Origin of the sequence: Thauera aromatica, assembly GCF_023093595.1 — a bacterium.
Taxonomy (GTDB): Bacteria; Pseudomonadota; Gammaproteobacteria; order Burkholderiales; family Rhodocyclaceae; genus Thauera; species Thauera aromatica_A.
Genome location: NZ_JALLIK010000110.1, coordinates 228,947 through 253,889, shown reverse-complemented (window position 1 = coordinate 253,889; position 24,943 = coordinate 228,947). Strand labels below are relative to the sequence as shown.

Annotated in this window: 22 protein-coding genes; 10 read left to right on the top strand and 12 right to left on the bottom strand. The window is 69.8% G+C overall.

Annotation, left to right across the window (positions count from 1 at the left end):
- Positions 1–48: 48 nt before the first annotated feature.
- The 9 genes from miaB (at position 49) to MXC99_RS16645 (ending at position 10,198) form a co-directional block, all read left to right on the top strand.
- Positions 49–1,401: a tRNA (N6-isopentenyl adenosine(37)-C2)-methylthiotransferase MiaB gene (gene miaB / locus MXC99_RS16685; RefSeq protein WP_247726534.1), complete on the top strand. Its 1,353-nt coding sequence runs from the start codon at positions 49–51 to the stop codon at positions 1,399–1,401.
- Positions 1,402–2,430, top strand: coding sequence for a PhoH family protein (locus MXC99_RS16680; RefSeq protein ID WP_247726533.1), 1,029 nt, complete (start codon positions 1,402–1,404; stop codon positions 2,428–2,430).
- Positions 2,411–3,175 carry an rRNA maturation RNase YbeY gene (gene ybeY / locus MXC99_RS16675; RefSeq protein ID WP_247726532.1) on the top strand — a complete coding sequence of 255 codons (765 nt, stop codon included), beginning with the start codon at positions 2,411–2,413 and terminating at the stop codon, positions 3,173–3,175. The genes MXC99_RS16680 and ybeY overlap by 20 nt, the downstream gene beginning before the upstream one ends.
- Positions 3,176–3,234: 59 nt before the next feature.
- Positions 3,235–4,074, top strand: a complete 840-nt coding sequence (locus MXC99_RS16670; RefSeq protein WP_247726531.1) for an HlyC/CorC family transporter — start codon at positions 3,235–3,237, stop codon at positions 4,072–4,074.
- Positions 4,074–5,633: an apolipoprotein N-acyltransferase gene (gene lnt, locus MXC99_RS16665; RefSeq protein ID WP_247726530.1), complete on the top strand. Its 1,560-nt coding sequence runs from the start codon at positions 4,074–4,076 to the stop codon at positions 5,631–5,633. The genes MXC99_RS16670 and lnt overlap by 1 nt, the downstream gene beginning before the upstream one ends.
- A 111-nt stretch (positions 5,634–5,744) precedes the next feature.
- The gene (gene glyQ, locus MXC99_RS16660; protein ID WP_247726529.1) at positions 5,745–6,671 is read left to right on the top strand and encodes a glycine--tRNA ligase subunit alpha; all 927 of its coding nucleotides are present in this window, start codon (positions 5,745–5,747) and stop codon (positions 6,669–6,671) included.
- Entirely contained in the window at positions 6,671–8,776 is a 2,106-nt protein-coding gene (gene glyS / locus MXC99_RS16655) for a glycine--tRNA ligase subunit beta (RefSeq protein ID WP_247726528.1), read from the top strand. Before glyQ ends, glyS begins: the two co-directional genes overlap by 1 nt.
- A gap of 32 nt (positions 8,777–8,808) precedes the next feature.
- Positions 8,809–9,342: a D-glycero-beta-D-manno-heptose 1,7-bisphosphate 7-phosphatase gene (gene gmhB, locus MXC99_RS16650; protein WP_247726527.1), complete on the top strand. Its 534-nt coding sequence runs from the start codon at positions 8,809–8,811 to the stop codon at positions 9,340–9,342.
- A gap of 94 nt (positions 9,343–9,436) precedes the next feature.
- On the top strand, positions 9,437–10,198 hold the full coding sequence (locus tag MXC99_RS16645) for a lysophospholipid acyltransferase family protein (RefSeq protein WP_247726526.1): 762 nt from the start codon (positions 9,437–9,439) through the stop codon (positions 10,196–10,198).
- A 64-nt stretch (positions 10,199–10,262) separates the two neighbouring features.
- Here the strand turns inward: MXC99_RS16645 and MXC99_RS16640 are convergent, their stop codons facing one another.
- The 5 genes from MXC99_RS16640 to MXC99_RS16620 form a co-directional block, all read right to left on the bottom strand.
- On the bottom strand, positions 10,263–10,829 hold the full coding sequence (locus MXC99_RS16640; protein ID WP_247726525.1) for a phasin family protein: 567 nt from the start codon (positions 10,827–10,829) through the stop codon (positions 10,263–10,265).
- A 177-nt stretch (positions 10,830–11,006) separates the two neighbouring features.
- On the bottom strand, positions 11,007–11,783 hold the full coding sequence (locus MXC99_RS16635; RefSeq protein WP_247726524.1) for an enoyl-CoA hydratase: 777 nt from the start codon (positions 11,781–11,783) through the stop codon (positions 11,007–11,009).
- A gap of 32 nt (positions 11,784–11,815) precedes the next feature.
- On the bottom strand, positions 11,816–12,361 hold the full coding sequence (gene lptA, locus MXC99_RS16630; RefSeq protein WP_247726523.1) for a lipopolysaccharide transport periplasmic protein LptA: 546 nt from the start codon (positions 12,359–12,361) through the stop codon (positions 11,816–11,818).
- Complete coding sequence (lptC, locus tag MXC99_RS16625) at positions 12,358–12,933, bottom strand: LPS export ABC transporter periplasmic protein LptC (protein WP_247726522.1); 576 nt, start codon at positions 12,931–12,933, stop codon at positions 12,358–12,360. Before lptC ends, lptA begins: the two co-directional genes overlap by 4 nt.
- Complete coding sequence (locus MXC99_RS16620) at positions 12,934–13,923, bottom strand: KpsF/GutQ family sugar-phosphate isomerase (protein ID WP_247726521.1); 990 nt, start codon at positions 13,921–13,923, stop codon at positions 12,934–12,936. It lies immediately after the preceding gene.
- A gap of 174 nt (positions 13,924–14,097) precedes the next feature.
- Between MXC99_RS16620 and MXC99_RS16615 the strand changes: the two genes are divergently transcribed.
- Entirely contained in the window at positions 14,098–16,071 is a 1,974-nt protein-coding gene (locus MXC99_RS16615) for a monovalent cation:proton antiporter family protein (RefSeq protein WP_247726574.1), read from the top strand.
- A 28-nt stretch (positions 16,072–16,099) separates the two neighbouring features.
- On the opposite strand, the gene MXC99_RS16610 is transcribed toward MXC99_RS16615, so the two are convergent.
- The 7 genes from MXC99_RS16610 to MXC99_RS16580 all read right to left on the bottom strand — a co-directional run bounded on the left by MXC99_RS16610 (position 16,100) and on the right by MXC99_RS16580 (position 24,772).
- Positions 16,100–16,744, bottom strand: coding sequence for a prepilin-type N-terminal cleavage/methylation domain-containing protein (locus tag MXC99_RS16610; protein WP_247726520.1), 645 nt, complete (start codon positions 16,742–16,744; stop codon positions 16,100–16,102).
- Positions 16,745–16,811: 67 nt separating this feature from the next.
- The gene (locus MXC99_RS16605) at positions 16,812–17,540 is read right to left on the bottom strand and encodes a prepilin-type N-terminal cleavage/methylation domain-containing protein (RefSeq protein ID WP_247726519.1); all 729 of its coding nucleotides are present in this window, start codon (positions 17,538–17,540) and stop codon (positions 16,812–16,814) included.
- A complete protein-coding gene (locus tag MXC99_RS16600) occupies positions 17,528–18,847 on the bottom strand; it encodes a hypothetical protein (RefSeq protein WP_247726518.1) in 1,320 nt (439 codons plus the stop codon). The genes MXC99_RS16605 and MXC99_RS16600 overlap by 13 nt, the downstream gene beginning before the upstream one ends.
- Entirely contained in the window at positions 18,844–20,253 is a 1,410-nt protein-coding gene (locus tag MXC99_RS16595; protein WP_247726517.1) for a hypothetical protein, read from the bottom strand. Before MXC99_RS16595 ends, MXC99_RS16600 begins: the two co-directional genes overlap by 4 nt.
- 3 nt (positions 20,254–20,256) lie before the next feature.
- Positions 20,257–21,456: a type II secretion system F family protein gene (locus MXC99_RS16590; protein WP_247726516.1), complete on the bottom strand. Its 1,200-nt coding sequence runs from the start codon at positions 21,454–21,456 to the stop codon at positions 20,257–20,259.
- Positions 21,453–23,138 (bottom strand): GspE/PulE family protein, encoded by a 1,686-nt coding sequence (locus MXC99_RS16585; protein WP_247726515.1) that lies wholly within the window; start codon positions 23,136–23,138, stop codon positions 21,453–21,455. The genes MXC99_RS16590 and MXC99_RS16585 overlap by 4 nt, the downstream gene beginning before the upstream one ends.
- Complete coding sequence (locus tag MXC99_RS16580; RefSeq protein ID WP_247726514.1) at positions 23,135–24,772, bottom strand: type II secretion system protein GspD; 1,638 nt, start codon at positions 24,770–24,772, stop codon at positions 23,135–23,137. Before MXC99_RS16580 ends, MXC99_RS16585 begins: the two co-directional genes overlap by 4 nt.
- Between the last annotated feature and the right edge of the window lie 171 nt (positions 24,773–24,943).

Sequence of the window (24,943 nt, the reverse complement as noted above, 5' to 3'; positions counted from 1 at the left end):
CGTCACCGATGGCCGCGCCCCCAGCCCTGCAGTGATTTCCCTTCCATCATGAAAAAGCTCTACATCCGCACGTTCGGATGCCAGATGAACGAGTACGACTCCGACAAGATGGCGGATGTGCTCGGTGCCGACGAAGAACTGGTCAAGACCGACGACCCGGAAGAGGCCGACGTGATCCTCTTCAACACCTGTTCGGTGCGCGAGAAAGCGCAGGAGCGGGTGTTCCACGACCTCGGCCGGGTGCGGCTGCTCAAGCAGAAGAAGCCCGGGCTGATCATCGGCGTCGGCGGCTGCGTCGCCAGCCAGGAAGGCGAGGCGATCATCCGGCGCGCGCCCTATGTGGACGTGGTGTTCGGCCCGCAGACCCTGCACCGTCTGCCGGACCTGATCGAGGCGCGCAAGCGCAGCGGGCGCTCGCAGGTGGATATCTCCTTCCCCGAGATCGAGAAGTTCGACGCCATGCCGCCGGCGCGCGTCGAGGGCGCGAGCGCCTTCGTCTCGATCATGGAGGGCTGCTCCAAGTACTGCACCTTCTGTGTCGTGCCCTACACCCGCGGCGACGAGGTGTCGCGCCCGCTCGAGGATGTGCTGGCCGAAGTCGCCGGGCTGGCGGCGCAGGGGGTGAAGGAAGTCACGCTGCTGGGGCAGAACGTCAACGCCTGGCGCGGCGAACTCACTCGCGAGGACGGCGAACAGGGCGACTTTGCCTTCCTGCTCGAATGCGTGGCCGAAATCCCCGGCATCGAGCGCATCCGCTACACCACTTCGCACCCGCGCGAGATGACGCAGCGCCTGATCGACTGTTACGCGAAGATCCCGAAGCTGGTGTCGCAGCTCCACCTGCCGGTGCAGTCGGGTTCGGACCGCGTGCTGGCGGCGATGAAGCGCGGCTACTCGGCGCTGGAGTTCAAGTCGGTGGTGCGCCGGCTGCGCGCGGCGCGGCCGGATCTGGCGCTGACCTCGGACTTCATCGTCGGCTTTCCCGGCGAGACCGAGGAAGACTTCGACAAAACCATGAAGCTGATCGAGGACGTCGGCTTCGACGGCTCCTTCAGCTTCGTGTATAGCGCGCGCCCCGGCACGCCGGCGGCCGACCTCGAAGATCCGGTGCCGCAGCAGACCAAGCTCGCCTGGCTCGCCCGCCTGCAACAGCGCATCGACGCGCAGTATCAGGCCAACAGCGAGGCCATGGTCGGCACGGTGCAGCGTATCCTGGTGGAAGGCGCAGCGAAGAAGAACGCCGAGGCCGAGATGATGGGCCGCAGCGACAACAACCGCGTGGTCAACTTTCCCTCCGATTCGTCCGCCCGCGACCGCCTGATCGGCCAGTTCGTCGATGTGCGCATCACCGCCGCGCTGCCCCACAGCCTGCGCGGCGAGATCCTCACCCGGGAATCCTGAATGGCGAAAACCCTGGAAGTCTTCTTCGAACCGGTGGACAACCTGCGCTTGTCCCGGCTGTGCGGCGTGCTCGACGAAAACCTGCGCCAGATCGAGAACGCCTTCGACATCACGGTGAGCCGGCGCGGCGAGCAATTCACCCTGACCGGCCACCCTTCCCAGGTGCTGCGCGGCGAGATGGCGTTGAAGCACTTCTACGAGCGTGCCGACCAGGACCTGTCGCTCGACGACGTGCAGCTCGGCCTGATCGAGGTCGGCAGCCGCGGCAGCGGCGGCGATCCGCTGCAGCCGGCGCCGGTGCTGATGACCCGGCGCACCGAGCTGCACGGGCGCACGCCGCGCCAGGTGGAATACCTGAAGAACATCCAGGAGTTCGACATCACTTTCGGTATCGGCCCGGCCGGCACCGGCAAGACCTACCTCGCGGTGGCGAGCGCGGTCGACGCCTTCGAGCGCGACCTGGTCGAGCGCATCATCCTCACCCGCCCGGCGGTCGAGGCCGGCGAGCGCCTCGGCTTCTTGCCCGGCGACCTGGCGCAGAAGGTCGACCCCTATCTGCGCCCGCTCTACGACGCGCTCTACGACCTGATGGGCTTCGATCGCGTCGGCAAGCTCTTCGAGCGCAGCCTGATCGAGATCGCGCCGCTCGCCTTCATGCGCGGGCGCACCCTCAACAACGCCTTCATCATCCTCGACGAGGCGCAGAACACCACGCCCGAGCAGATGAAGATGTTCCTCACCCGCATCGGTTTCGGCGCCAAGGCGGTGGTCACCGGCGACCTCACCCAGGTGGATCTGGCGCGCGGCCAGCGCAGCGGCCTGAAGGAAGCGCGTGCGGTGCTGGGGGAGGTGCGCGGCATCGCGTTCACCGAGTTCAGCAAGGAAGACGTCGTGCGTCATCCGCTTGTCGCACGCATCGTCGAAGCTTACGACAACGAGGCTGAGCGCGTGGCGCGCGCCAGGGCTGCGACTGCGACTCGCGCACAGGCACAGGACGAGGAGAGCAAAGATGGCGAAACCGGCGACTGACCCGAAAATCACCGCCTTCGACGCCCGGGGCAAGGCGACCCGGATCAAGGCCGAGCGCCTGGAAATCGATTTCGGCGACGGCCGCAAGCTGTTGCTGGCCTTTCCCGGGAGCGCCTGGGGCGATCTCGAGATCGAGACCGATGCCGACGACGAGGCTGCGGTGCCGATGCTGTCGTTGCAGCCGGGCGCCTGCAACCTGCTCACCGTGCGCGTCGATGTCCATCAGGACGTGCACTTCGAAGATCCGCCCGAGCGCCCGCCGCGCACTGCGCCGCCGGTGCTGACGCTGGCGGTGCAGAAGGCGGTCGAGGGTCAGGACAAGGCCGGCATCCCGAAAAAACACCAGATCCGGCGCTGGGCGCAGGCCGCGCTCCAGCGCGACGCGGAAGTCGCGGTCCGCCTGGTGGGCGAGGCCGAGGGGCGCGAGCTCAACCGCGAGTATCGCGGCAAGGATTACGCCACCAATGTGCTCACCTTCGCGTATGCCGAAGGCGAAGGCCCGGCCGGGCTGCCCGCGGCCGCCGCACTGCCGCTGGCCGGCGACCTGGTGCTGTGCGTGCCGGTCGTGGTGCGCGAGGCGGCCGAGCAGGGCAAGACCCTGGAGGCCCACTTCGCTCACCTTGTCGTGCATGGTATGTTGCACCTCCAAGGCTACGATCACGAGACCGAAGCCGAGGCCGTGGAAATGGAACAACTCGAAACCGGAATCCTCCGCGGCCTCGGTTATGCTGATCCCTATGCCTGAGCCGTGCGCGCGCCTTGTGCACCGCGGCCCGGTCTGAAGCGGAGATCCCGAAACACAACATGGACAGCCCCCCTAAACCTTCGTTACTCGAGCGACTTTCGGCCTTTCTCTCGCGCGAACCGGAAGATCGCGACGAACTGCTCGCGCTGCTGCATTCGGCGTTCGACCGCAACCTGATCGACGCCGACGCCCTCTCGATCATCGAAGGCGCCCTGCAGATGCCCGACATGCAGGTGCGCGACGTGATGATCCCCCGCGCCCAGATGGACTGCATCCATCTCGACGATTCGATCGAAACCATCGCCAACTTCGTCATCGATACCGCGCACTCGCGCTTTCCCGCGATCGGCGACGGCAAGGACGACGTCGCCGGCATCCTGCTGGCGAAGGACCTGCTGCGCTACTACGCCGGGCGCGAGTTCGACCTGCGCGACATGCTGCGCCCGGCGGTGTTCGTGCCCGAGTCCAAACGCCTCAACGTGCTGCTGCGCGAGTTTCGCGTGTCACGCAACCACATGGCGATCGTCGTCGACGAGTACGGCGGCGTCGCCGGCTTGGTCACGATCGAGGACGTGCTCGAGCAGATCGTCGGCGACATCGAAGACGAGTACGACTTCGACGAGGCCGGTGACAACATCCGCCTCGACCACAGCGGCCGCTACCGGGTCAAGGCCACGACCGAGATCGAGGACTTCAACGAGGCCTTCGCCACCCACTTCAGCGACGACGAATACGACACCGTCGGCGGCCTCGTCATCCGCCACTTCGGCCGCCTGCCCAAGCGCGGCGAAGAAGTGGAACTCGAAGGCCTGAAGATCCAGGTCCTGCGCGCCGACAGCCGGCGGGTGCACACCCTGGTGGTCGAGCGCCAGGCGCGAGCCGAAACCGCCGCCGAGTGATGCGGCGCCCGGCCCTTGTCGCGCTGCTCGCCGGAGGGGGGGCGGTGTTCGCCTTCGCCCCGTTCGGCCTGTTCCCGCTCGCGCTGCCCAGTCTGGCGGTGCTCGCCGCCCTGCTCGGGCGCGCCGGGGGCGCGGCCGACGGCTTCCGCCTCGGCTTCTGCTGGGGGTTCGGTGCCTTCGGCGCCGGCGTGTCCTGGCTGTATGTCGCGCTCGAGCGCTACGGCGGCATGCCGGCGCCGCTCGCCGCGCTCGCGATCGCGCTGTTCTGCGCCTACCTCGCGCTTTATCCGGCGCTGGCGGGGGCCGCCTTCGTCCGTCTGCGCGGCCGGGGCGAGCGCCGCTCGGCGTCGGGGCGGGCGGGGGCGTTGGGGTCGGCGGCGCTGTTCGGTGCCCTGTGGCTGCTCGCGGAATGGCTGCGCGGGGTGCTGTTTACCGGCTTCCCGTGGCTCGCGATCGGTTATTCGCAGACGCCGCCCAGTCCGCTCGCCGGCTTCCTGCCGCTGATCGGAGTGTATGGCGTGGGCGGCCTGCTCGCCTTCGCTGGCGCCTTGCTCGCCTTTGCCGACTGGCGTCGCCCGGCCCGTGCCGGGGGCGCGGCGGTGCTGCTGGGTGGCCTGCTGCTCGTCGGCAGCGGGCTGCTCGGCCGTGGATGGACGACGCCGGCCGGGGCGCCGGTCGAGGTCGCGCTGGTGCAGACCCGCTTCGAGCAAAGCATGAAGTGGGACCCCGAGCGCTTCGCCGAAGTGCTGCGGGTCAATCTGGAACTGGTGCGCGCCGCCTTCGCCGGTGCGGACCCGCCGGCTATCGTCGTCCTCCCCGAAACCACCCTGCCGACGCTCGTCGACCACCTGCCCGAAGGCTATCTCGCGCTCCTCGAACGCTTTGCCGGTGAAGCCGGCGGCCAGCTCGTGCTCGGCGTCTTCCATCGCGACGAGGCGGGGCGGATCTTCAACGCCGCTATGAGCCTGGGCGGGGGCGAGCCCCAGCACTATGCCAAACGGCATCTGGTGCCCTTCGGCGAGTATTCGCCGCCGCTGTTCGGCTGGTTCTACCGCCTCGCCAGCATTCCGATGTCCGACCAGACCCGGGGCGCGCCCGAGCAGCCGCCGATGCGGCTCGACGGCCAGCAGGTGGCGCTCAACATCTGCTACGAGGATTTGTTCGGCGCCGAGTTGATCCGCGCGCTGCCGGCCGCGACGCTGATGCTCAACCTCTCCAACCTTGCCTGGTACGGCGACTCGCTCGCCCAGCCCCAGCACCTGCAGATCGCGCGCGTGCGCGCGCTGGAGACCGGACGGCCGATGCTGCGTTCGACCAACACCGGGATGACCGCAGTCGTCCTTCCCGACGGCAGTGTCGCCGCGGTGCTGCCCGGGTTCGAGCGCGGCGTGCTGCGTGCGACGGTGCAGGGCTACGCGGGACAGACGCCTTATGCGCGCTGGGGGGACCGGGTGGCGCTGGGCCTCGCCTTGCTGACGGTGCTGGGAATGGCATCGCGCCTCGTCCGCAACCGCGCCCGGCCGCTTCCGGAAGGCGGCAGCCTTCCTCCGGCACCTTAGAGGGGAGGCGGGGCGTCGGCACGAGCCGTCTTTCCCTCGCCCCTTGTCCGCCGAACCCCGGTAAAATCACCGCCTTTGCGTGCGCTGCACGGCTGCAAGGCCTCCGAGACCATGACCACCCACTCCCGACTCGTCAATCCGACCTTCCAGCAAGTCATCCTCACCCTCCAGCAGTTCTGGGGCGAGCGCGGCTGCGTGCTGCTGCAGCCCTACGACCTCGAAGTCGGCGCCGGCACCAGCCATACCGCCACGTTCCTGCGTGCGATCGGCCCCGAGCCGTGGAACGCGGCCTACGTCCAGCCTTCGCGCCGGCCCAAGGACGGCCGCTACGGCGAAAACCCCAACCGTCTGCAGCACTACTACCAGTTCCAGGTGGTGCTCAAGCCCTCGCCGCTGGACATCCAGGAACTCTACCTCGATTCGCTCCGCGCGCTCGGCATCGATACCGGCGCCCATGACATCCGCTTTGTCGAGGACGACTGGGAAAACCCCACCCTGGGCGCCTGGGGTCTGGGCTGGGAAGTGTGGCTGGACGGCATGGAGGTCACCCAGTTCACCTACTTCCAGCAGGTCGGCGGCCTCGACTGCAGGCCGGTGCTGGGCGAGATCACCTACGGTATCGAGCGCCTGGCGATGTACCTGCAGGGCGTGGAAAACGTCTACGACCTGGTGTGGTCGGTCGGCCCCGACGGGCGCGCGGTCACCTACGGCGACGTCTATCACCAGAACGAGGTCGAGCAGTCGACCTTCAACTTCGAGCACAGCAACGTCGACTTCCTGTTCTCGCTGTTCACCAGTTACGAATCCGAGGCGAAGCGCATTATGGAGTTCGGCCTCGCCCTGCCGGCCTACGAGATGGTGCTGAAGGCCGCCCATACCTTCAACCTGCTCGATGCCCGCGGCGCCATCTCGGTGACCGAGCGTGCCGCCTACATCGGCCGCATCCGCAACCTGTCGCGCGCCGTCGCCCAGGCCTATTTCGAATCCCGCGAAGCCCTCGGCTTCCCGATGCTCAACGCCACCAAGGAGGCCGCGTGATGACCGGCGCGACCGCAACGCTCCTCGTCGAGCTGCTCACCGAAGAACTGCCGCCGAAGGCCTTGCCGCGCCTGGGCGAGACCTTCGCCACCCGAATTGCCGAGGGCCTCGTGGCGAAGGGGCTGGCGTCGGCGGATGCGGCTTTTCGCAGCTTCGCCAGCCCGCGCCGGCTGGCGGTGACGGTGGCGCAGGTCGCGGCCGAAGCGGCGGCGAAGGAAGTCACCGAGAAGCTGATGCCGGTGTCGGTGGCGCTCGACGCCGAGGGCAAGCCGACCCCCGCGCTGCGCAAGAAGATGGAGGCCAAGGGCATCGCCGCCGATGCCGTGGCCGGCTTCGAGCGCCGCATCGACGGCAAGGCCGAGGCTTTGTTCCACACCGCCGTCGTGCCCGGGGCAAAGCTCGCCGAAGTGCTGTCGGCCATCGTCCACGATGCGGTGAAGGCGCTGCCGATTCCGAAGGTGATGCGCTGGGGCGACGGCGACGCCACCTTCGTGCGCCCGGTGCACAAGCTCACCTTCCTGCACGGCGCCGAGGTGGTGCCCGGTCGCGTGCTCGACCTCGATGCGGGGCGCACGACCCGCGGCCACCGCTTCATGAGCCGCGGCGACATCGAACTCGCCACCGCCGACGCCTACGAGCCGACCCTGCTCGCCGAGGGCAAGGTCATTCCCTGCTTCGCCGAACGCCGCGCCGACATCGAGTGCCAGCTGCTGGCCGAGGCGGCGAAGCAGGGCGCGCGGCTCGGTGCGAGCAAGGAAGATTACGCCGACCTGCTCGACGAGGTCGCCGCGCTGGTCGAGCATCCGACGGTGTACGTCGGCCAGTTCGAGGCCGAATTCCTTGCCGTGCCGCAGGAGTGCCTGATCCTGACGATGCGCGCCAACCAGAAGTACTTCCCCCTGTTCGACGCGGCCGGAACCCTGCTCAACCGCTTCCTGATCGTCTCCAACATGCGCGTGGCCGATCCCTCGAACATCGTCTCCGGCAACGCGCGCGTGGTGCGCCCGCGCCTGTCCGACGCGCGCTTCTTCTTCGAGCAGGACAAGAAGCACAAGCTCGAGGCCCGTCTGCCGCGCCTGGCGCCGGTGGTCTATCACAACAAGCTCGGCAGCCAGCTCGAGCGCGTCGAGCGCCTGGAGGCGCTGGCCGGCGCGATCGCGGCGCAACTGCACGGCGACGTCGCCGCGGCAAAGCGCGCCGCGCGTCTGGCGAAGGCCGACCTCGTCACCGACATGGTCGGCGAGTTCCCCGAGCTGCAGGGCATCATGGGGCGCTACTACGCCCTCGCCGACGGCGAGGGGCCGGTGGTGGCGGACGCCATCCAGGCCCACTATCAGCCGCGTTTCGCCGGCGACGCGCTGCCCGCGGGCAACGTCGCCGCCGCGGTGGCGCTGGCCGACAAGCTCGATTCCCTGGTCGGCTTCTTCGGCATCGGCCTGCTGCCGACCGGTGACAAGGACCCGTTCGCGCTGCGCCGCGCCGCCCTCGGCGTGCTGCGCATCCTGATCGAGACGCCGCTGCCGCTGGAGCTGCCGAAGCTGATCGAAGCCGCCGCCGCCGGCTTCAAGCCGGGGCTGCTCGGCGCCGAAGGCTTCGCCGCCCAGTTACAGGACTTCATGCTCGAGCGCCTGAAGAACCTGCTCCGCGAGACCGGTCGCGACGGCGCCGTGATCGACGCCGTGCTCGCCTTGAAGCCTGCGCGCATCGACCTGGTGCCGGCCAAGCTCGCCGCGGTCGAGGCCTTCCGTGCGCTGCCCGAAGCCGAGGCCCTGGCCGCGGCCAACAAGCGCATCGTCAATATCCTGAAAAAGGCCGCGGTCACCCCGGGCGAACCGGACCTCGCGCTGCTCCAGGAAGAGGCCGAGAAGGCGCTGTTCCACCAGCTGATCGAGGTCGCACCGCTGGTCGACTCCCACGTCGCCAACGAGGACTACGCCGATGCCCTGTGCGTGCTCGCCGGGCTGCGCGCGGCGGTGGACCGCTTCTTCGAGGACGTCATGGTGATGGCCGAGGAGCCGCTGACGCGGCACAACCGGCTCGCCTTGCTGGCGCGGCTGGCCGGGCTGATGAACCAGGTGGCGGACATCTCGCGCCTGTCGGCCTGACCGGAACGCGGTCCGCATCACGGAGGTTGCCGATGAAGCTCATCATTCTCGACCGCGACGGGGTCATCAATTTCGATTCCGAGCAGTTCATCAAGTCGCCCGAAGAGTGGAAGCCGATTCCCGGCTCGCTCGAGGCGATCGCGCGCCTGAACCAGTGGGGCTGGCGCGTGGTCGTGGCCTCGAACCAGTCCGGGGTCGGCCGCGGCCTGTTCGGCATGGACACGCTGAACGCGATCAACGACAAGATGGTGAAGAGCCTCGCCCAGATCGGCGGCCGTCTCGATGCGATCTTCTTCTGCCCGCATCCGGCGGATTCCACCTGCGATTGCCGCAAGCCCAGGCCGGGCCTGTTCCTGCAGATCGCCGAGCGCTTCAACGTCGACCTGCACAAGGTGCCCTGTGTCGGCGACAGCCTGCGCGACCTGCAGGCCGGCGCCGCGGTCGGGTGCACGCCCTACCTGGTGCTCACCGGCAAGGGGCAGCTGACCCGCGAAAACCCGGACCTGCCTGCCGGCACCCTGATCTACCCCGATCTCGACGCCATCGCCACCGAACTCACCACCTGAGCCGGGCGGGCCGTCCCGTCCGCACGCCCCGCCGGTCGCGCCCGCCCCTGCCGCGGGCGCCGCGTCCTGCCCATCCTCCCACGGAGTGCTCCCCGTGCATCTGCTTCGCTCCTTTCTGTTCGCGGTCCTGCTCGCCGTCATCACCGTGCCTTACGCAGTGCTTGCGATCCTGATCTTCTGGCTGCCGCCGATGACCCGTCACCGCCTGATCACGTCCTGGGTGCCGCTGATGATGTGGGTGGTCCGCCATGTGCTGGGGATCCGCTACCGGGTGATCGGCGCCGAGAACATTCCCGCCGGCCCGGCGGTGATCCTGTCCAAGCACCAGTCGGCGTGGGAGACGATCGCGCTGCAGCAGATCTTTCCGCCGCTGTGCTACGTGCTCAAGCGCGAACTGCTGCGCGTGCCCTTTTTTGGCTGGGCGCTGGGAAGGATTCCGGGGATCGCGATCGACCGTGCGGCCGGTAAGGACGCCTTGTCACAGGTGGTCGAACAGGGCCGGAAGCGCCTCCACGAAGGCTTGTGGGTAGCCGTCTTCCCCGAAGGCACGCGGGTTGCACCCGGCGTGGTGCGGCGTTACAAGCCGGGAGGCGCGATCCTCGCCAAGCGTGCCGGAGTGCCGGTGGTGCCGGTGGCCCACAATGCCGGCGAGTTCTGGCGGCGCAACGCCTTCGTCAAGCGCCCGGGAGAGATCACCGTCAGCATCGGTCCGCTGATCGAGGTCAAGGGCGTGAAGGCGGAGGAGATCAACCGCCGCGCCGAAGAATGGATCGAAGGCGAGATGCGGCGCTTGTTCGGCCACCACTATGCCGGGGCGGATACCCGGGCGGAGGCAGCGGCTCGGGCGCCGGATTAGGTGCCGGGTGAACGCAAGAAGGCCCCGCGATGCGGGGCCTTCTTCGATCCGGCTGCCGAAGCGATCAGGCGGCTTTCTTGGCCGCAGCCTTGGCGCCGGAGCTGACCGCCTTGACGGTGGCGTTGGTCGCGGCGGCCACGTTGGCTTCGGCGATCTCGGCGACCTGCTTGGCGGCCTTGCTCATGTTGTCGTAGGCGCTGTTGGCGGCGGCGATCGCCGACTTCACCGCGGCGACGGCGACGTCGGAGCCGGCGGGGGCGGACTTGGCAGCGTTGTCGAGCGCGCTGGCGACACCCTTGTTCAGCTCGGCGACCTGGCTCTCCATCACCTTCGAGACTTCTTCCTGGCTCTGCGAGGTGATTTCATAGACGCTGCGCGCGTAGGCGACGGCTTTCTCGACGATCGGCTGGGCCAGCGCAGCCTGCAGGCTCACCAGTTCCTGCACGTCCTTGGCGCCGAGCAGGGCCTTGGTGTTGGCGACGCCGTCTTCCAGGATCGAACGGGCGGTGTTCAGGTTCAGGGCGGCCAGGCGCTCGGCGCTGGCGAAGGCGGCGTTGGCCAGGGTCAGCAGCGTTTCGATGCCGGCCTTGTTGGTGCTGGCGAACTGCTCGGGGGTGATGAAAGTGCTCATGGGGCTCTCCTTGGTGAAAGTCTGCTGCAGCTGGGAAATGACTTTGCTGCGATGCAACATGATGTGGATTATACGGCCCCGCACCGCACTGTCAAGGGAAGTTTGTGCATCGCACAATGAAAACCGATTGGTTGTGCCAATCGGCTGTCAGCCTCCAGCCAGGCCCCCGGGCTCCGCTCAATCGTGGCGGAAGTTCGGCTTGCGCTTCTCGACGAAGGCGGCCATCCCTTCTTTCTGGTCGTTGAGCGCGAAGGCGGCGTGGAATACCCGGCGCTCGAACAGCAGGCCTTCGTTGAGGCCGCTTTCGAACGCCCGCCCGATCGACTCCTTGATCATCATGACCACCGGCAGGGAGAAGCCGGCGATGGTGGCGGCGGCGGCGAGCGCCTCGTCGAGCAGTTTGTCGGCAGGAACCACCCGCGACACCAGGCCGGCGCGCTCGGCCTCGGTCGCGTCCATCAGGCGCGCGCTCAGGCACAGGTCCATCGCCTTGGCCTTGCCGACCGCGCGCGGCAGGCGCTGGGTGCCGCCGGCGCCGGGGAGGATGCCGAGCTTGACTTCGGGCTGGCCGAACTTCGCGCTGTCGGCGGCGATGATGATGTCGCACATCATCGCCAGTTCGCAGCCGCCGCCCAGGGCGAAGCCGGCCACTGCGGCGATCACCGGCTTGCGGCAGGTCTTGACCCGCTCCCAGTTGCGCGTGATGTACTCGCTCTTGTAGGCGTCCATATAGGAGAACTGGGCCATCGCGCCGATGTCGGCGCCCGCGGCGAAGGCCTTGTCCGAGCCGGTGATGACGATCGCACCGATGTTGTCGTCGGCCTCGAAGTCGTTGAGCGCGGCGGTGATTTCGTTCACCACCTGGTCGTTGAGCGCATTCATGGCCTGGGGCCGGTTCAGGGTGATGAGGCCGACCCGGCCCCGCTGCTCGGCGATGATGAGTTCGAAAGTCATGCTTCCTCCTGGGTGATGGATGTCGTGGCCGCTTACTGCGCGCCCGCGGGCTGGCCGTCGTTCTTGGGCTGGATCACGGCGCGCACGCGCCCGCCCGGGGCCGTGCCGGGGCTTCCCGCCTGCGGCGCGTTGGTGGCGAGATAGTTTTCGGTGATCGCGTCGTATTCGATGTAGTGGCCACTGACCTGGTCGCCGCCGCTGCGGACCCGGGCGCGGTTGAACAGGCGGGCCTGCTCGGTGCGGCTGTCGTATTCGATGCGTTCGGCTTCGCCTTCGACGTATTCGGCGCTGCCTTCGCGGCGTTGGCGGAAACTGGCGAGACGTTCCCCGGCGGCGGTGGCGACGCCGTTCTGGAAGCCGGCGGCGTCCTGGGTGACGACCAGCTTGTCGCCGCGGATGCTGAGGGTGCCCTGGGTGAGGACGACGTTGCCTTCGAAGACATGCACCTTGTTACGGTCGTCGACGGTGAGGCGGTCGGCTTCGATATTGACCGGCTGCTCGCGGTCGCTCCGCTCCGCGAAGGCGGGGGCGGCGCAGGCAACGCAGGCAGCGAGGGCGGCGGCAAGCAGATGTTTCATGAGGGGGGTCCTTGACGGCGCGGAAAGGTGGAGCGCACTTCACCGACCAGTTCGAGCGTGCCGAACAGATTGTCGGCGCGCAGGCCGAGCGCGGTGGCGCGCGCAGCGCCGCGGCTCAGTTGCACCGGAGAGTCGGTGTGCGCGCGGTGGGCGTCGGGCCATACCGTGAGGGTGTCGGAGTCGAGACCGAGCGGGGCCTCGGAGGCGGTGCCGGAACGGCGGACGTGGACTTCGCCGGCCAGGTCGACGCGTTCGCCTCCGGGCGAGACGTCGGCACGCTGCGCGCTGATCCGGGTCTCGCGTTGCGCGCTGTGCAGGTGCAGGCGGGGCTGCTGGAGGCGGGTGACATCGTCGCGGGGATCGTGTTCCAGGCGCTCGGCGAGCAGTTCGTAGCGCAGGCTGCCGTCTTCGGCGAAGCCGACGACGCGGGTTTGTGTGGCGATGAAATCCGGCCCGCTCTGCGCGCGCGCGCCGGCCTGTTCCTCGGAGCGGGTGGCCCGCTCGAGCCACATCGAGGCCCCGGCCAGGAGAGTCAGGGCGAGGACCGGGTAGAGGCGCCAGGTGTCGATCAATCAGATCACCTTGGCGAGCATGAGGTCGTGGGTGGTTAGGGCGCCGACCAGGCTGCCGTCGGCATCGACCACCAACAGCTGGCTGATGCGCTGGCGCTCCATGATTTCGGCCGCTTCGGCGGCGAGTGCGGCCGGGCCGATGGTGCGCGGAGCGCGGGTCATCACCGCGCCGACCTGGGCGCTGCGCACGTCGCAGCCTTTTTCGAGGGCGCGGCGCAGGTCGCCGTCGGTGAAGATGCCCTGCGGTCGCCCGTCGCTGCCGGTGACCGCGGTCATGCCCATGCCGCCGGCGGTCATCGCCAGCAGTGCCGCGGTGAGCGGCGCTTCGGCCGCGACCATCGGTACCGAGGCCGCCGGGCGCATGACGTCGCCGACATGGGTGAGCAGGCGCCGCCCGAGGGCGCCGCCCGGGTGCGAGCGGGCGAAGTCCTCGGCGGCGAAGCCGCGCGCGTCGAGCAGCGCGACTGCGAGCGCGTCGCCCAGCGCGAGGGCGGCGGTGGTGCTGGCGGTGGGGGCGAGGTTGAGCGGGCAGGCCTCCTCGGCGACCGCCGCCTCGAGGTGGGCGTCGGCCTCGCGTGCGAGGGGGGAGTCCGCCTTGCCGGTCATGGCGATCAGGCGCGCGCCCTGGCGCTTGACCAGGGGCACGATGGTGAGTACTTCCTCGCTGCTGCCCGAGTTCGACAGGGCGATGACCACGTCTTCGGGCGTGATCATGCCGAGGTCGCCGTGGGCGGCTTCGGCCGCATGCACGAAATACGCGGGGGTGCCGGTGCTCGCCAGCGTGGCAGCGAGCTTGCGCGCGATGTGGCCGGACTTGCCGATGCCGGTGACGATGACCCGGCCGTTGCGCTTCAGGATGATGTCGACCGCGCGCTCGAATTCGGCGCCGATGCGCCCGGCCAGCGCGGCGACGGCGTCGGCCTCGATGCGCAGCACGCGGCGGGCGAGCGCGACCGCGCGGCTGTCGGCGGGGGCGGGAGTTGGGTCCATGAAATCGATGCTTTAGACTGGCGGAAAGGGGCGGCGGCAGGGTGCGGGCGTGATCGGACGTAAGCGGACCTAAGCGGACCTAAGCGGACGCAGGCTTCCATCATGAGCCCGAGATTGTATAACAGTCGGGATGCCGCCCGGCGCTCCCGGGATTTTCTGCTCCTTCACGCCTTCATGCTCGATACCCTCGAATTCGTGGTCCTGCTGCTGGCCGCCGCTGTGGTCGTGGTGGCCCTGTTCCGCAGCCTCGACCTGCCGCCGGTGCTGGGCTACCTGCTGGTCGGCGCGCTCGGCGGGCCGCATGCGCTGAACCTGATGCAGGAGTCCGCCGGGGCGCGCCACCTGGCCGAGTTCGGCGTGGTGTTCCTGATGTTCTCGATCGGCCTCGAGTTTTCGCTGCCGCGCCTGTTCGCGATGAAGCGCATCGTGTTCGGCCTCGGGCTGGTGCAGGTGATGGCGAGCATCACGCTGGTCACCGTGCTCGGGCGGCTGCTCGGGCTGGGCTGGATCGCCGCCTTCGCCCTTGGCGGCACGCTGGCGATGTCGTCGACCGCGATCCTGTCGAAGCTGCTCGCCGACCGTCTCGAGCTCGACAGCCGCCATGGGCGCGAGGTGATCGGCGTGCTGTTGTTCCAGGACATCGCCGTGGTGCCGCTGCTGATCCTGCTGCCGGCGCTGTCGCGCCCGGCCGAAGAGCTGATGTTCACGCTCGCGCTCGCGGCGCTGAAAGCGGTGGTGCTGCTGCTGTTGGTGCTGGTGTTCGGCCAGCGCCTGATGCGCTGGTGGTTCACCCTGGTGGCGCGGCGGCGCTCGACCGAGCTGTTCATGCTCAACGTGCTGCTGATCACGCTCGGGCTGGCCTGGCTGTCGGAACGGGTCGGGCTGTCGCTGGCGCTGGGCGCTTTCCTGGCCGGGATGCTGATCTCCGAGACCGAGTACCGCTACCAGGTCGAGGAGGACATCAAGCCCTTCCGCGACGTCCTCCTCGGCCTGTTCTTCGTCACCGTCGGCATGCTCCTCGACGTCATGGAAATCGTGCGCAACCTGCCCGCCGTGCTCGGCTTGCTCGGCGCGCTGCTGGCGGCCAAGTTCGCCGTCGTGTTCGCTGCTTCGCGCGCTTTCGGCGCCGCTCCCGGCACCGCGATGCGTACCGGCCTGTGGCTGTGCGCGGGGGGCGAATTCGGCTTCGTGCTGCTGTCGCAGATCCTCGGCCTGGAGCTGATGCCGCACCCCCTGGCGCAGGCGGCGGTGGCGGCGCTGGTGCTGTCGATGCTCGCCGCGCCGTTGATCGTGCAGCTCAGCGACCGCCTGGTGATGCGCTTCGTGGCTTCCGAATGGCTGCTGCGCTCGATGGAGCTGACCCGGGTGGCGGCGCAGTCGCTCAACACCCAGAAACACATCATCATCTGCGGTTACGGCCGCAGCGGGCAGTACATGGCGCGCTTCCTGGAACAGGAAGGGGTCGGCTACGTCGCCCTCGACCTCGACCCCGAGCGCGTGCGCGAGGCCGCGGCGGCGGGCGATACCGTGGTCTATGGCGATGCGGCGCGGCGCGAAACGCTGGCAGCGGCGGGGATCATGCGTGCAAGTGCGCTGGTGGTGTCCTTCGCCGAAGCCGAGGCCGCACTGCGGGTGATCCACCATGCCCAGGCGCTGCGTCCCGATCTACCGGTGGTGGTGCGCGCCAGCGACGAGGCCGAGATGGAGAAGCTCGCCCAGGCGGGGGCGGCGGAGGTGGTGCCCGAGGCCTTCGAAGGCAGCATCATGCTCGCCTCCCACGCCCTGGCGCTGATCGGGGTGCCGCTTAACCGCGTCGTGCGCCGCATTCGCGACATCCGCAGCCAGCGTTACGCACTGATGCGCGGTTTTTTCCATGGCAGTAGCGATGTCGGCGAAGCGGGCGAGGCCGGTGGCGCCCGCCTGCGATCGGTGACGGTGCCGCCGGGGGCGGCGGTGGTCGGGCGCGTGCTCGGCGAGTTCGCCCTCGACGAATTCGGCGTTTCGGTCTCGGCGGTGCGCCGGCGTGGCATCCGCGGCCTGTCGCCCAGCGCGGAAACGCGTATCGAGGCGGGCGATGTGGTGGTCCTGCTCGGCCTGCCGGGCGGGCTGGAAACCGCTGAGCAGCGCCTGCTGGGTGGGGTGTCCTGAACGAAGGCACCGCTACGGCTGAAGACGTTTACAAGCGGGCGCAGACGGTGTAGCTGCCGGCTTCGTCGAGCGGGTTCGTCGCCGACACGAGGGTCGGTGCGGCGATCTCGCCGCTGGCGGCGCGCATCGCGCCGCTCGTGGGGTCGCCGTCATCGACGCCGAGGTCGAGCTGGTGCACGAGCTTGCCGGGAATCCCCGCCGAGCACACCACCAGGCTGCCGGGAATGCCGAGCGCCGCCGCGTCTCCGCCGCGCTGCACGCCGATCCGGCCGCCGAAGGCATTGCGCGGCAGGTAGCCGGGGTCGGTCGGGGTCGTACTGCCGCCGGCGAGCTCGGCCAGGCGCAGGTGCTGCCACAGGCGGAAGGTTTCGGTTTCGCCCTCGGCATGCCAGCTGCCATCGATGGCGCCGTTGCCGTCGCCCGCTGTCGTGCATGCGCTGCCGTCGAGGCACAGGTGGCGCACCGCGGCGCCATCGTCGCCGGGCAGCGCGCGGTACTTGTCCTGGTAGGCGTGGATCAGCGCGGGAATGCTGGCGAAGTCTTGCGCGAGGTTCTTCACCCGGGCGCTGTCGAGCAGCGCCTGGCCTTTCAGGACGCCGCTCAGCAGCAGGCCGATGATCAGCAGCACGACGGCGATTTCGACGAGGGTGAATCCGGCTTGGCGAGGGGACATGGTCGTTCTCCTTGGGGATGGGAGGGGCGAAACAGGATTCGGTGCTCGGTGACGGTCCGGGGCGGCGCTACAGGCGTCCGGCCTGGGCGAGGCGGGCAACGAGCAGGGGACGGCCGATCCAGGTCAGCAGGTCGTCGAACCCGGCGCCCGCTTCTCCGGCCTGATACACCGGGGACGAGGCCGAGTAGGTGGCGTTGTGGCCGTCGGCGTTGCGGTTGGGGCCGGTCGAATAGACGATCGCCACCGCCTGCGAAGTGCTGGTGGTGAGAGGGCTGTCGTCGAGTGTGCGGATCTGCAGGTTGGCCGTCGGCAAGGTGGCGGCGTCGATCGGACCGGCGGCGAAGTTCGGGTCGACCCGGTAATGCCAGTGCCCGGCCCAGCCGTCCTGCGGCCGGTGGCGGGGACTGCCCCAGGCATCGTGGGCGGGCATGCCCAGCGTGCGCCAGGGCAGCCGCCCTTCGCCGGCGAAGCTGCAAGGGGCGGAATCCTCGAGGCCGTAGTGCGGGCTGTGCGGATCGACTTCGGTGCTGGCGCAGGGCAGGCGGCCGTGAACGATGGCGAAGCCGGTCAGGGCGTGCTGGATGTCGCGCAGGCGTTCGAGGGTGAGCTGGCGGTCGCGGGCTTCGATGCGGCTGCCCAGAGGCATCAGCAGGCTGCCGCCGAGCAGGCCGACGATGAGGAGCACGAGGGCGAGCTCGGCGAGCGTGAAACCGCGCTCGGACGGCCGCAGGGAAGAGGCCCGGAAGGGCTGTGCGGAGCCGGAGTGGGAAGCGGAGGCGGGGCTCAGGGCAGGCATCGGATTACGTCCCGGGTGGCGGGCTGCAGGGGGTCATCCACCTCGAAGTGGCGGGCGCCGCTGAAAGACGGAGTGCCGTGGCTGAAGTTGGCGGCGTTGTCGGCTTCGAGGTACTGGGCGGGATCGGCCCGTCGTTCCGGAGTGTCGCGCTGCTGCAGCCCGGAGCCGCTGCGGATGCGCTCTCCGCCGAACAGCAGCACGCCACGACAGCCCGCGGTGGCGGGCGGGGCATCGTGAGCGAGGGCGATGCAGGGTTCGCCCGTCCGGCACACGGCGAAGCGGAATTGGTCGCGCCAGCGATCGAGCCGGGAGCGTTCCTCCGCCGGCAGGCCGAGCGCGGCGGCGCTCGGGAGCGGGCCGATGTCGAGGACGCCGGGCGTGGCGGAAGTGTGGGCGGCGAGGAAGTCGGCTTCGCCGAGCCGGGCGGCGAGGGCGTCGGCGGCGGTGTCGATGAGGGCGTCGATATGTGCGCCATGATCGGCACGACGGCGCAGGGCGTCGAAGATGTCGTCGATGCCGATCCAGACCACCAGGTCGGTCGTCAGCCCGGCGTCCTCGCCGATCGGTGCGCCCTGCGTGACCGGCATCGTGGCGCTGAAGCGGGCGGTGTAGCCGTGGTCGAGATAGTGCGCGAGGTCGGCCTCCGCCGAGTCGCTGCCGCCGCAGCCGCTCTTCGCGCCGGGTGGACGGTCCTGGCCGGGCAGCACGGGGCCGGGGGCGAAGATCGCCGCGACGGCCAGGCCATCGGGCCCGGCGGCGCGCAGTGCGCGCCCGTCCGGTGCGTGGGGCGCGAGCTGGCCGGGACTGTCCCAGTTCAGGGTGAGCGGCTTGGGGTTGTTCTTCACGCTGCCGCCGACCGCATACCACAGGCATTGCCCCCAGCCGTCGCGCAGGTCGGGCAGGCCGAGCGTGCGCCAGGGCAGGCGTCCGAGCGCACCCACGTCGCGTGCCCCGCAGGCGCCGGGCGGGGTGGAGCCGCTGTTGCCGCCGTCCGGGCAGGGGAGGAAACCATAATCTTTGTCGGCGTGGTGCTCGCCGTAGCTGAGCGCATAGCCGAGCAAGGCTTCGCGTGCGAGCGCGAGCGCCTCCATGCTGCGCAGGTGGGCGCGGGCGACGGCGTGGGTGCGCAGCTGCCCGCCGGCGAGCAGCCCGCCGGCGCCGAACAGCGCCGCCAGCGACAGCGCGGCCACCAGCCCGTAACCGCGCAGTTTGGGGGCGCCGGGCTGCGGCCAGGCGGCGTTGCCGGCCCGGGCGCAGCGGGGGATCGACGGCCTGCGGATGGAGGCTGCCGGGGCGGGCGGGCTCACCGCGCTTGTCCCCCGCGGATGCGGATCCGGAGCGTGTCCGGCGGTTCTGCCGGGGGAGGCGTTGCGGTGCCGGGATCGGCCGGTGGCCAGTAGTCGCCGGGGTGCAGGCGGAGCTGCTGGGCACCGCGGGGGGTGAGGCTCGGGGAAGGGCCAGGAGCCAGCGACAGCGCGGTTTCGTCCAGTTCGAGGAGACGACCGTCGAGCCAGATGAAATCGCGCCCGTCGGGGCGGCGCAGGATGCCGTCGATGCGACGGCGTGGCGTGGGGACCGCCGCTTCGGCAGGCGGCATGATCGGGAGTGTGGCGGGCGGCGCGGTGTTGCCGCCGGCGGGAGGGAGGGGGGAGGGGCTCGGCGCCGTTCCGGGCGGTGGCGAGAGAGCTGCCGTGTCGACTGCACCCTGCCCGGCGGACCACCAGGGGTGTGCGCCCAGCGCCAGCCCGGCGAGGGCGAGTGCGGCTGCGAGGGTCGCCGTGCGGCGCCGGGCCGGGGGGTGCAGCCCGGCGCCGGCGGGACTTCCGAGCGGCCAGCCGAGTGCCGCGGGGGCACTCGAGAGGCCATGCAGGAGGGCCCCGCTGAACTCGCCGTCGGCGAGCGGTGCCCCTTCCTCGTCGCATGCGCGCAGCGCTGCGAACGGTGCCGGGAAGGCGATGTGGATCGGTGGCGATGTGGAGCCGGGCCGTGCCTGGGCTTCGTCGGCGGGGGCGAGGGCGCCCGGCGGCGTGAGCACGGTCGCCTCGAGTGGAGCGTCGGCGCCGATCCGGCCGCGGGCGAGGATGTAGCTGCGGGTAAGGCCGATTTCGTCCACCCACTGCGTGCCATGGCGTGCGCTCGCCAGCGTGCACTGGCCGACGAGACGGGAGAAATGCAGGGTCTTGCCGTGGACTTCGCAGATGCGCATGCCGGCGCGGGTAAACACGACGAGCAGCCGTGCGGCGGGGGGCGTGGCGGAAGGCGGTGCCAGATGGGCGATCAGCTGGGCGGCGGGTACCACGCGCTCGAGGCGGAGGCCGGCGGCACGCACCGCCTCCAGCCAGGGTTCGAGCTGCGCGGGGCGATTCAGGCCGGAAAACAGCACGTGCTCGAGGCGGGCGTCGGCGCCCGCCGGGCCGAGCACCTGCGCGCGGGCGAAGGCAGGGTGCGGAAACCAGGCGCCGAGCCGGCGGGCATGCAGCGCTCGGCGGTCGGCGCCGCGCACCCGCGGCAGATCTTCGGCCTCGAAGCTTTCGTCGGCGAAATTCACCACCATGCGGCAGGCTTCCCCGCGCCGCCGCCCGGTCAGCCAGGCGGCGAATGCGGCGTGCTCGCCGGGGGCGAAACGGGCGATCCGGGCGATGCCGCTTCGATCGGTCCGCCATGATTCGAGGCCGAGCGCGTCGACGCTGAAGAGCAGGGGGCGGTGTCGCATCGGCTATCCCGGCAGGTGGCTGGTGAGGGCGTAGATCGGGCCGAGCACGGCGCTCGCGATCCACAGCAGCAGGCCGCCCATGACCAGGGTCAGGGCGGGTTCGGCCGCGGCCTGCAGGCGGGCGATGCTCTCGCTGACGTCGCGCCGATAGAGGGTGGCGACGTTGTCCAGGGCGCGGTCGAGCGCGCCGGTGTGCTCGCCGAGCTTCAGCATCCGCGTCACCAAAGGGGGAAATACGCCGGCGGCGGCGAAGGCGTCCGAGATCGTCGATCCTTGTTCGATGCTGTGCCCGGCCGCGCGCAGCCCGGCGCGCAGGGCGCGGTTGCCGACCGCCTCTTCGGTGGTGTGCAGGGTGTCGAGGACGTTGATTCCGGCGCCATACAGGGTGGCGAAGAGCGCGGCGAAGCGGGCGAGGGCGAGCTTGCGCAGGATCTCGCCGACCAGCGGCAGGGCGAGCTGGAGTGCATCCGCGCGCAGGCGCAGCGCGGCCGAGCGCGCCAGCGCCCAGGCAGCGGCGCTGGCGGCGCTGGCGAGGGCGAGCAATAGCGCCCAGCCCCAGTCGCGCACGGCGTGCGACAAGGCGACCAGGATCCGGGTCTGCAGCGGCAGGGCCTGGCCGGTGCTGCGTGCCAGCTTCTCGAGTTCGGGCACGAGCTCGGTGAGGGCGACGACGACCGCAAGCAGCAGGATGCCGCCGACGATGGCCGGGTAGATCGCGATCCGCCGGGCGTGGGTGGCGAGTTCGTCGTCGCGGGCGAGGGCGGCGCCGATGTCGCGGACTGCCTGCGGCAGGGTGCCGGCGGCTTCGCCGGCACGCAGCAGGCCGACCGCCACCGGGGAAAAAGCGCCAGGGAGCGCGGCGGCGGCGTCGGACAAAGGCTTGCCGCGCTCGACCGCGGCGAGCAGTGCGCAGACCATGGCGCGGGTGCGGGGATGGGGGCTGGCGTCGCGCAAGGCGGCCAGGCTGTCGAAGGGGGGGATGCCGGCGCTCAGCAGCTGCTCGAGGTGGAAGCAGAAATGGATCAGTTCGCGGCGCGGCACGCGCACGGCGGGGCGACGGGCGCGCCGCCGCGGTTCGCCGTTGATCAGCATCAGCCCGAGGGGGCGCAGGCGGTGTTCGAGCTCGGCGAGATCGCCGGCCTCGAGTTCGCCGCGCACGTGACGGCCGTTGGCGGCGAGGGCGCGGTAGCGGTAGAGGCTCATCGCGGCGCTCCGAGTCCGGACAGGTCGACGACGCGTGCGAGTTCGGACACCGAGGTGCTGCCGTCGAGGACGCGGCGCATGCCGTCCTCGGCCAGCGTCCGCCAGCCGCGCTCGCGGGCGGCGGTGTACAGCGCGTCGGTGCCGGCACCGGCGGCGAGCAGGGCGTCGAGGTGGCGGTCGAAAGGAAGCACTTCCATGATCGCGAAGCGTCCGCGGTAGCCGCGGAAGTCGCATTCCGGGCAGCCGCGCGCCCGGTACAGCGGCGGCGGGGCGTCGGCGGGAAGGCCGAGGCGGGCGCAGTCCTGAGGCGATGCGGCGACCGTTTCGCGGCAGGCCGGACAGAGCCGGCGCAGCAGGCGCTGGGCGATGATGCCGGCCAGATTGCCGGCGAGCAGCGCAGCGCGCAGGCCGATGTCGAACAGGCGCGGCAGTGCGCCGAGCGCGGAGTTGGCATGGAGGGTGGCGAACACCTGGTGGCCGGTGAGCGCGGCGCGCAGGGCCATCGTCGCGGTGTCGGCATCGCGGATCTCGCCGATCAGCAGGATGTCTGGGTCCTGACGCAGCAGGGCGCGCACGCCGTCGGCGAAGCCGAGGCGGGAGGCCTCGCCGACCTGGGTCTGGCGGATCAGCGCCAGCGGGTATTCGACCGGATCTTCGAGGGTCATGATGTTGACCGCCTCGCTGTTGAGGTGGCTGAGGATCGAGTACAGCGTCGTCGTCTTGCCGCTGCCGGTGGGGCCGACGACCAGCACCAGCCCCTCGGGGCGGTCGAGGATGCGCCCGAGCGCGGCGTGCTGGGGTGCATCCAGTCCGAGGGCGTCGAGCGCGACGATGCCCTTGTCGCGGTCGAGGATGCGCAGCACGATGTTTTCGCCGTGCAGCGTGGGCTGGGTGGCGACGCGGAAGTCGATCGGGCGTCCGCCGACGGCGAGGCGGATGCGCCCGTCCTGGGGACTGCGCGATTCGGCGATGTCGAGCCCGGCCATGACCTTGATCCGTACTGCCAGCTCCGGCCAGTACGACTTGTGGAGGGCGCGCACCTGATGCAGGGTGCCGTCGGTGCGGTGGCGGATGCGGAGGAAGCCGGCTTCGGGTTCGAAGTGCACGTCGGATGCGGCATGGGCGACGGCGTCGGCGAGCAGGGCGTCGACGAGGCGGATGACGAGCCCGGGGTCGCGCGCGCCGGCATGCTCGTCATCGCGCAGCTCGAGGGCGCGCACGAGTTCGTCGATCGAGCCGGCCTGGCCGTAGTGCTGTTCGATGGCGCGGCCGATTTCGCCTTCGCCGGCGAGGCGCAGCTCGATCTGCGTTCCGGGCTCGAGGGCGCTGCGCAGGCGATCGACGGCGACGATGTCGTGGGCATCGGCGGTGGCGACGACCAGGTGGCGGCGGACACCATCGTAGTGCAGGGGCAGCAGGCGGTGGCGGCGGGCCAGCGCCTGGGGGATGCGGGCGAGCGCATCGGGCGCGGGAAGGGCATTGCTCAGATCCACCGGAGGCAGGCCGCTGCGGGCGGCGAGGGTGGTGCGTAGCGCGGCCTCGCTGACGAAGCCCAACTCCACCAGCACCTGCCCCAGGGAGCGTCCATGCTGGAGCCGCTCGTGTTCGGCGATGCGCAGCTGGTCCTCGCCGATCAGGCGGGCGGCGAGCAGGCTCTGGCCGAGCGAGGCCGATGCGCTCATGGCCGGCTCCGGGATGCGGGGAGGGCGGGGCGGGGGGCGGGCGTCGATCCGCCATCGAGGAAGGCGGCGGCCGGAAGGTGTGCCGCATAGGGGGTGAAATCGCCCGCCGTGCTCGGGTCGTCGATCAGCACCGGACGCAGGAAGATCAGCAGTTCGGTCCGCCGCACGGTGCTGTCGCGGCGGGTGAACAGCTCGCCGAGCAGGGGAAGGTGGCCGAGCAGGGGGATGCGCCCGGTGTCGTGGTCGATGCGGTCCTCCATCAGCCCGCCGAGCACTGCGATCTCGCCGCTGCGCAGGCGCAGCATGGACTCGATCTCGCGGGTGCGGATCTGCGGCACCCGGTTCGGAATGTCGCGCAGCGTCGGGTTGGGGTCATCCTTGAAGCCGGAAATGCCGGCGATGGTCGGGCGCACGTTGAGAGTGATGTCGCCGCTGGCGGCGATCTGCGGCGTCACCGCCATCACCATGCCGACCGATACCGACTGCGGCGTGGTGGTGGCGGTGATACGGGCCTGCTTGCGGTCGTCGTATTCGGTGGTGGTGCTGTCGACGATGAAATAGACCACCTCTTCGACCACCTTGAGCATCGCGGTCTGGTTGTTGAGGACCGACAGGCGGGGGCTGGACAGCACTTTGACGGTGCCGAATGTCTCCAGCAGTTCGATCCGGACGTCGTGGCGCGCAGACAGGTAGCCGATCGTGGGTTGGGCGGTGGTGCCGTCGTTACTGCCGCGCGGGCGAACGGTCCATCCCGGAAGATCGAGGCGGCTCCAGTCGATGCCTTGGCGGTAGCCGTCGGCAAGGGTGATTTCGACGACCGTGGCTTCGATCATGACCTGGCGGCGTGCCGCCTCCTGTACCCGGCCGAGGAAGTCGGCCAGCTGTTCGTGCTGGCGGGCGGTGGCGCGCACCATCAGCACTCCGCTTTCACGGTTGATCATGACGTTGGTGTTGCCGCAGCCGTCCGCCTGGACACATCGGGGCGAAGCGGCGGCGTCGAGGAAGGTGTTCAGGTTCGCTTCCAGGGCAGACCAGAAGTTGTTGCCGGCACGGGTCTCGATCTGGGTGATGGAAGCGTTGCCGGTCGCTTCCGTGCGTGCGCCGGCGGATGAGGTGGCGATCTGGGTGCTGGTCGCCACGGTGCCGCGCATGTCGCGATCGAGGTTGACGTAGTCGAGCGTGTAGCTGCGGATGAAAGGAGTGTCCGGTCGGACGACCAGATGGCGGCCTTCGAGGCGGTAGCGGATTTCGGCCTGTTCGGCGATGCGTTCGAGCAGGCGGGTGAGGGGCTGGTCGATGGCATTGAGGGTGATGTGGCCTTCGAGGCCGGGATGCAGGTCGAGCTCGAGTCCGGCATCGCGCCCGATGGCGAGGAGAAGCTGGGCGACCGGGAGGTCGTGGACAGCGACGGAATAGGTGGCGGCTTCCGCCTCCGGGGAGGCGGCTGAGGGGCGTGCGGCGACGATGGCGGGCGGTTGGGCGGCAGCGCGGGAAGGGCGTGTGGATGGGGCTGCCGCGGGCGTAAGGGGCGCGTCCACTGTCTTGCCCAGATGCCCGCTCGGTGGCTGGCGGGGCTGGAGCGGAGTGCATGCGGCAAGCAAGGCGAGTGCTGCAGTGGCGATCCGGATATGCATTTGGTGTAATCGCAACAATCATCTCATTTGCATGATGCTATATCCGTGAATAAATAAATGGAATATTTATTTAGGATAAATAGAGGGGTGGCCGGGCTTTCTTGCGGTGATCACGGCGGCCATGAACGGGCCGCCATTGCGGGGAAAACCATGTGCGGGAAAGGGTTGCTG

Bases quoted from the DNA above. Each gene is read 5' to 3' on its own strand.
- MXC99_RS16615 (WP_247726574.1), top strand. From the start codon at position 14,098: ATGCTCGATACCCTCGAATTCGTGGTCCTGCTGCTGGCCGCCGCTGTG.
- MXC99_RS16580 (WP_247726514.1), bottom strand. From the start codon at position 24,772: ATGCATATCCGGATCGCCACTGCAGCACTCGCCTTGCTTGCCGCATGC.
- lptA (WP_247726523.1), bottom strand. From the start codon at position 12,361: ATGAAACATCTGCTTGCCGCCGCCCTCGCTGCCTGCGTTGCCTGCGCC.
- MXC99_RS16585 (WP_247726515.1), bottom strand. From the start codon at position 23,138: ATGAGCGCATCGGCCTCGCTCGGCCAGAGCCTGCTCGCCGCCCGCCTG.
- MXC99_RS16620 (WP_247726521.1), bottom strand. From the start codon at position 13,923: ATGGACCCAACTCCCGCCCCCGCCGACAGCCGCGCGGTCGCGCTCGCC.
- glyQ (WP_247726529.1), top strand. From the start codon at position 5,745: ATGACCACCCACTCCCGACTCGTCAATCCGACCTTCCAGCAAGTCATC.
- MXC99_RS16590 (WP_247726516.1), bottom strand. From the start codon at position 21,456: ATGAGCCTCTACCGCTACCGCGCCCTCGCCGCCAACGGCCGTCACGTG.
- MXC99_RS16610 (WP_247726520.1), bottom strand. From the start codon at position 16,744: ATGTCCCCTCGCCAAGCCGGATTCACCCTCGTCGAAATCGCCGTCGTG.
- MXC99_RS16605 (WP_247726519.1), bottom strand. From the start codon at position 17,540: ATGCCTGCCCTGAGCCCCGCCTCCGCTTCCCACTCCGGCTCCGCACAG.
- MXC99_RS16595 (WP_247726517.1), bottom strand. From the start codon at position 20,253: ATGCGACACCGCCCCCTGCTCTTCAGCGTCGACGCGCTCGGCCTCGAA.
- MXC99_RS16670 (WP_247726531.1), top strand. From the start codon at position 3,235: ATGGACAGCCCCCCTAAACCTTCGTTACTCGAGCGACTTTCGGCCTTT.
- MXC99_RS16680 (WP_247726533.1), top strand. From the start codon at position 1,402: ATGGCGAAAACCCTGGAAGTCTTCTTCGAACCGGTGGACAACCTGCGC.
- ybeY (WP_247726532.1), top strand. From the start codon at position 2,411: ATGGCGAAACCGGCGACTGACCCGAAAATCACCGCCTTCGACGCCCGG.
- lnt (WP_247726530.1), top strand. From the start codon at position 4,074: ATGCGGCGCCCGGCCCTTGTCGCGCTGCTCGCCGGAGGGGGGGCGGTG.
- miaB (WP_247726534.1), top strand. From the start codon at position 49: ATGAAAAAGCTCTACATCCGCACGTTCGGATGCCAGATGAACGAGTAC.
- glyS (WP_247726528.1), top strand. From the start codon at position 6,671: ATGACCGGCGCGACCGCAACGCTCCTCGTCGAGCTGCTCACCGAAGAA.
- MXC99_RS16640 (WP_247726525.1), bottom strand. From the start codon at position 10,829: ATGAGCACTTTCATCACCCCCGAGCAGTTCGCCAGCACCAACAAGGCC.
- gmhB (WP_247726527.1), top strand. From the start codon at position 8,809: ATGAAGCTCATCATTCTCGACCGCGACGGGGTCATCAATTTCGATTCC.
- MXC99_RS16635 (WP_247726524.1), bottom strand. From the start codon at position 11,783: ATGACTTTCGAACTCATCATCGCCGAGCAGCGGGGCCGGGTCGGCCTC.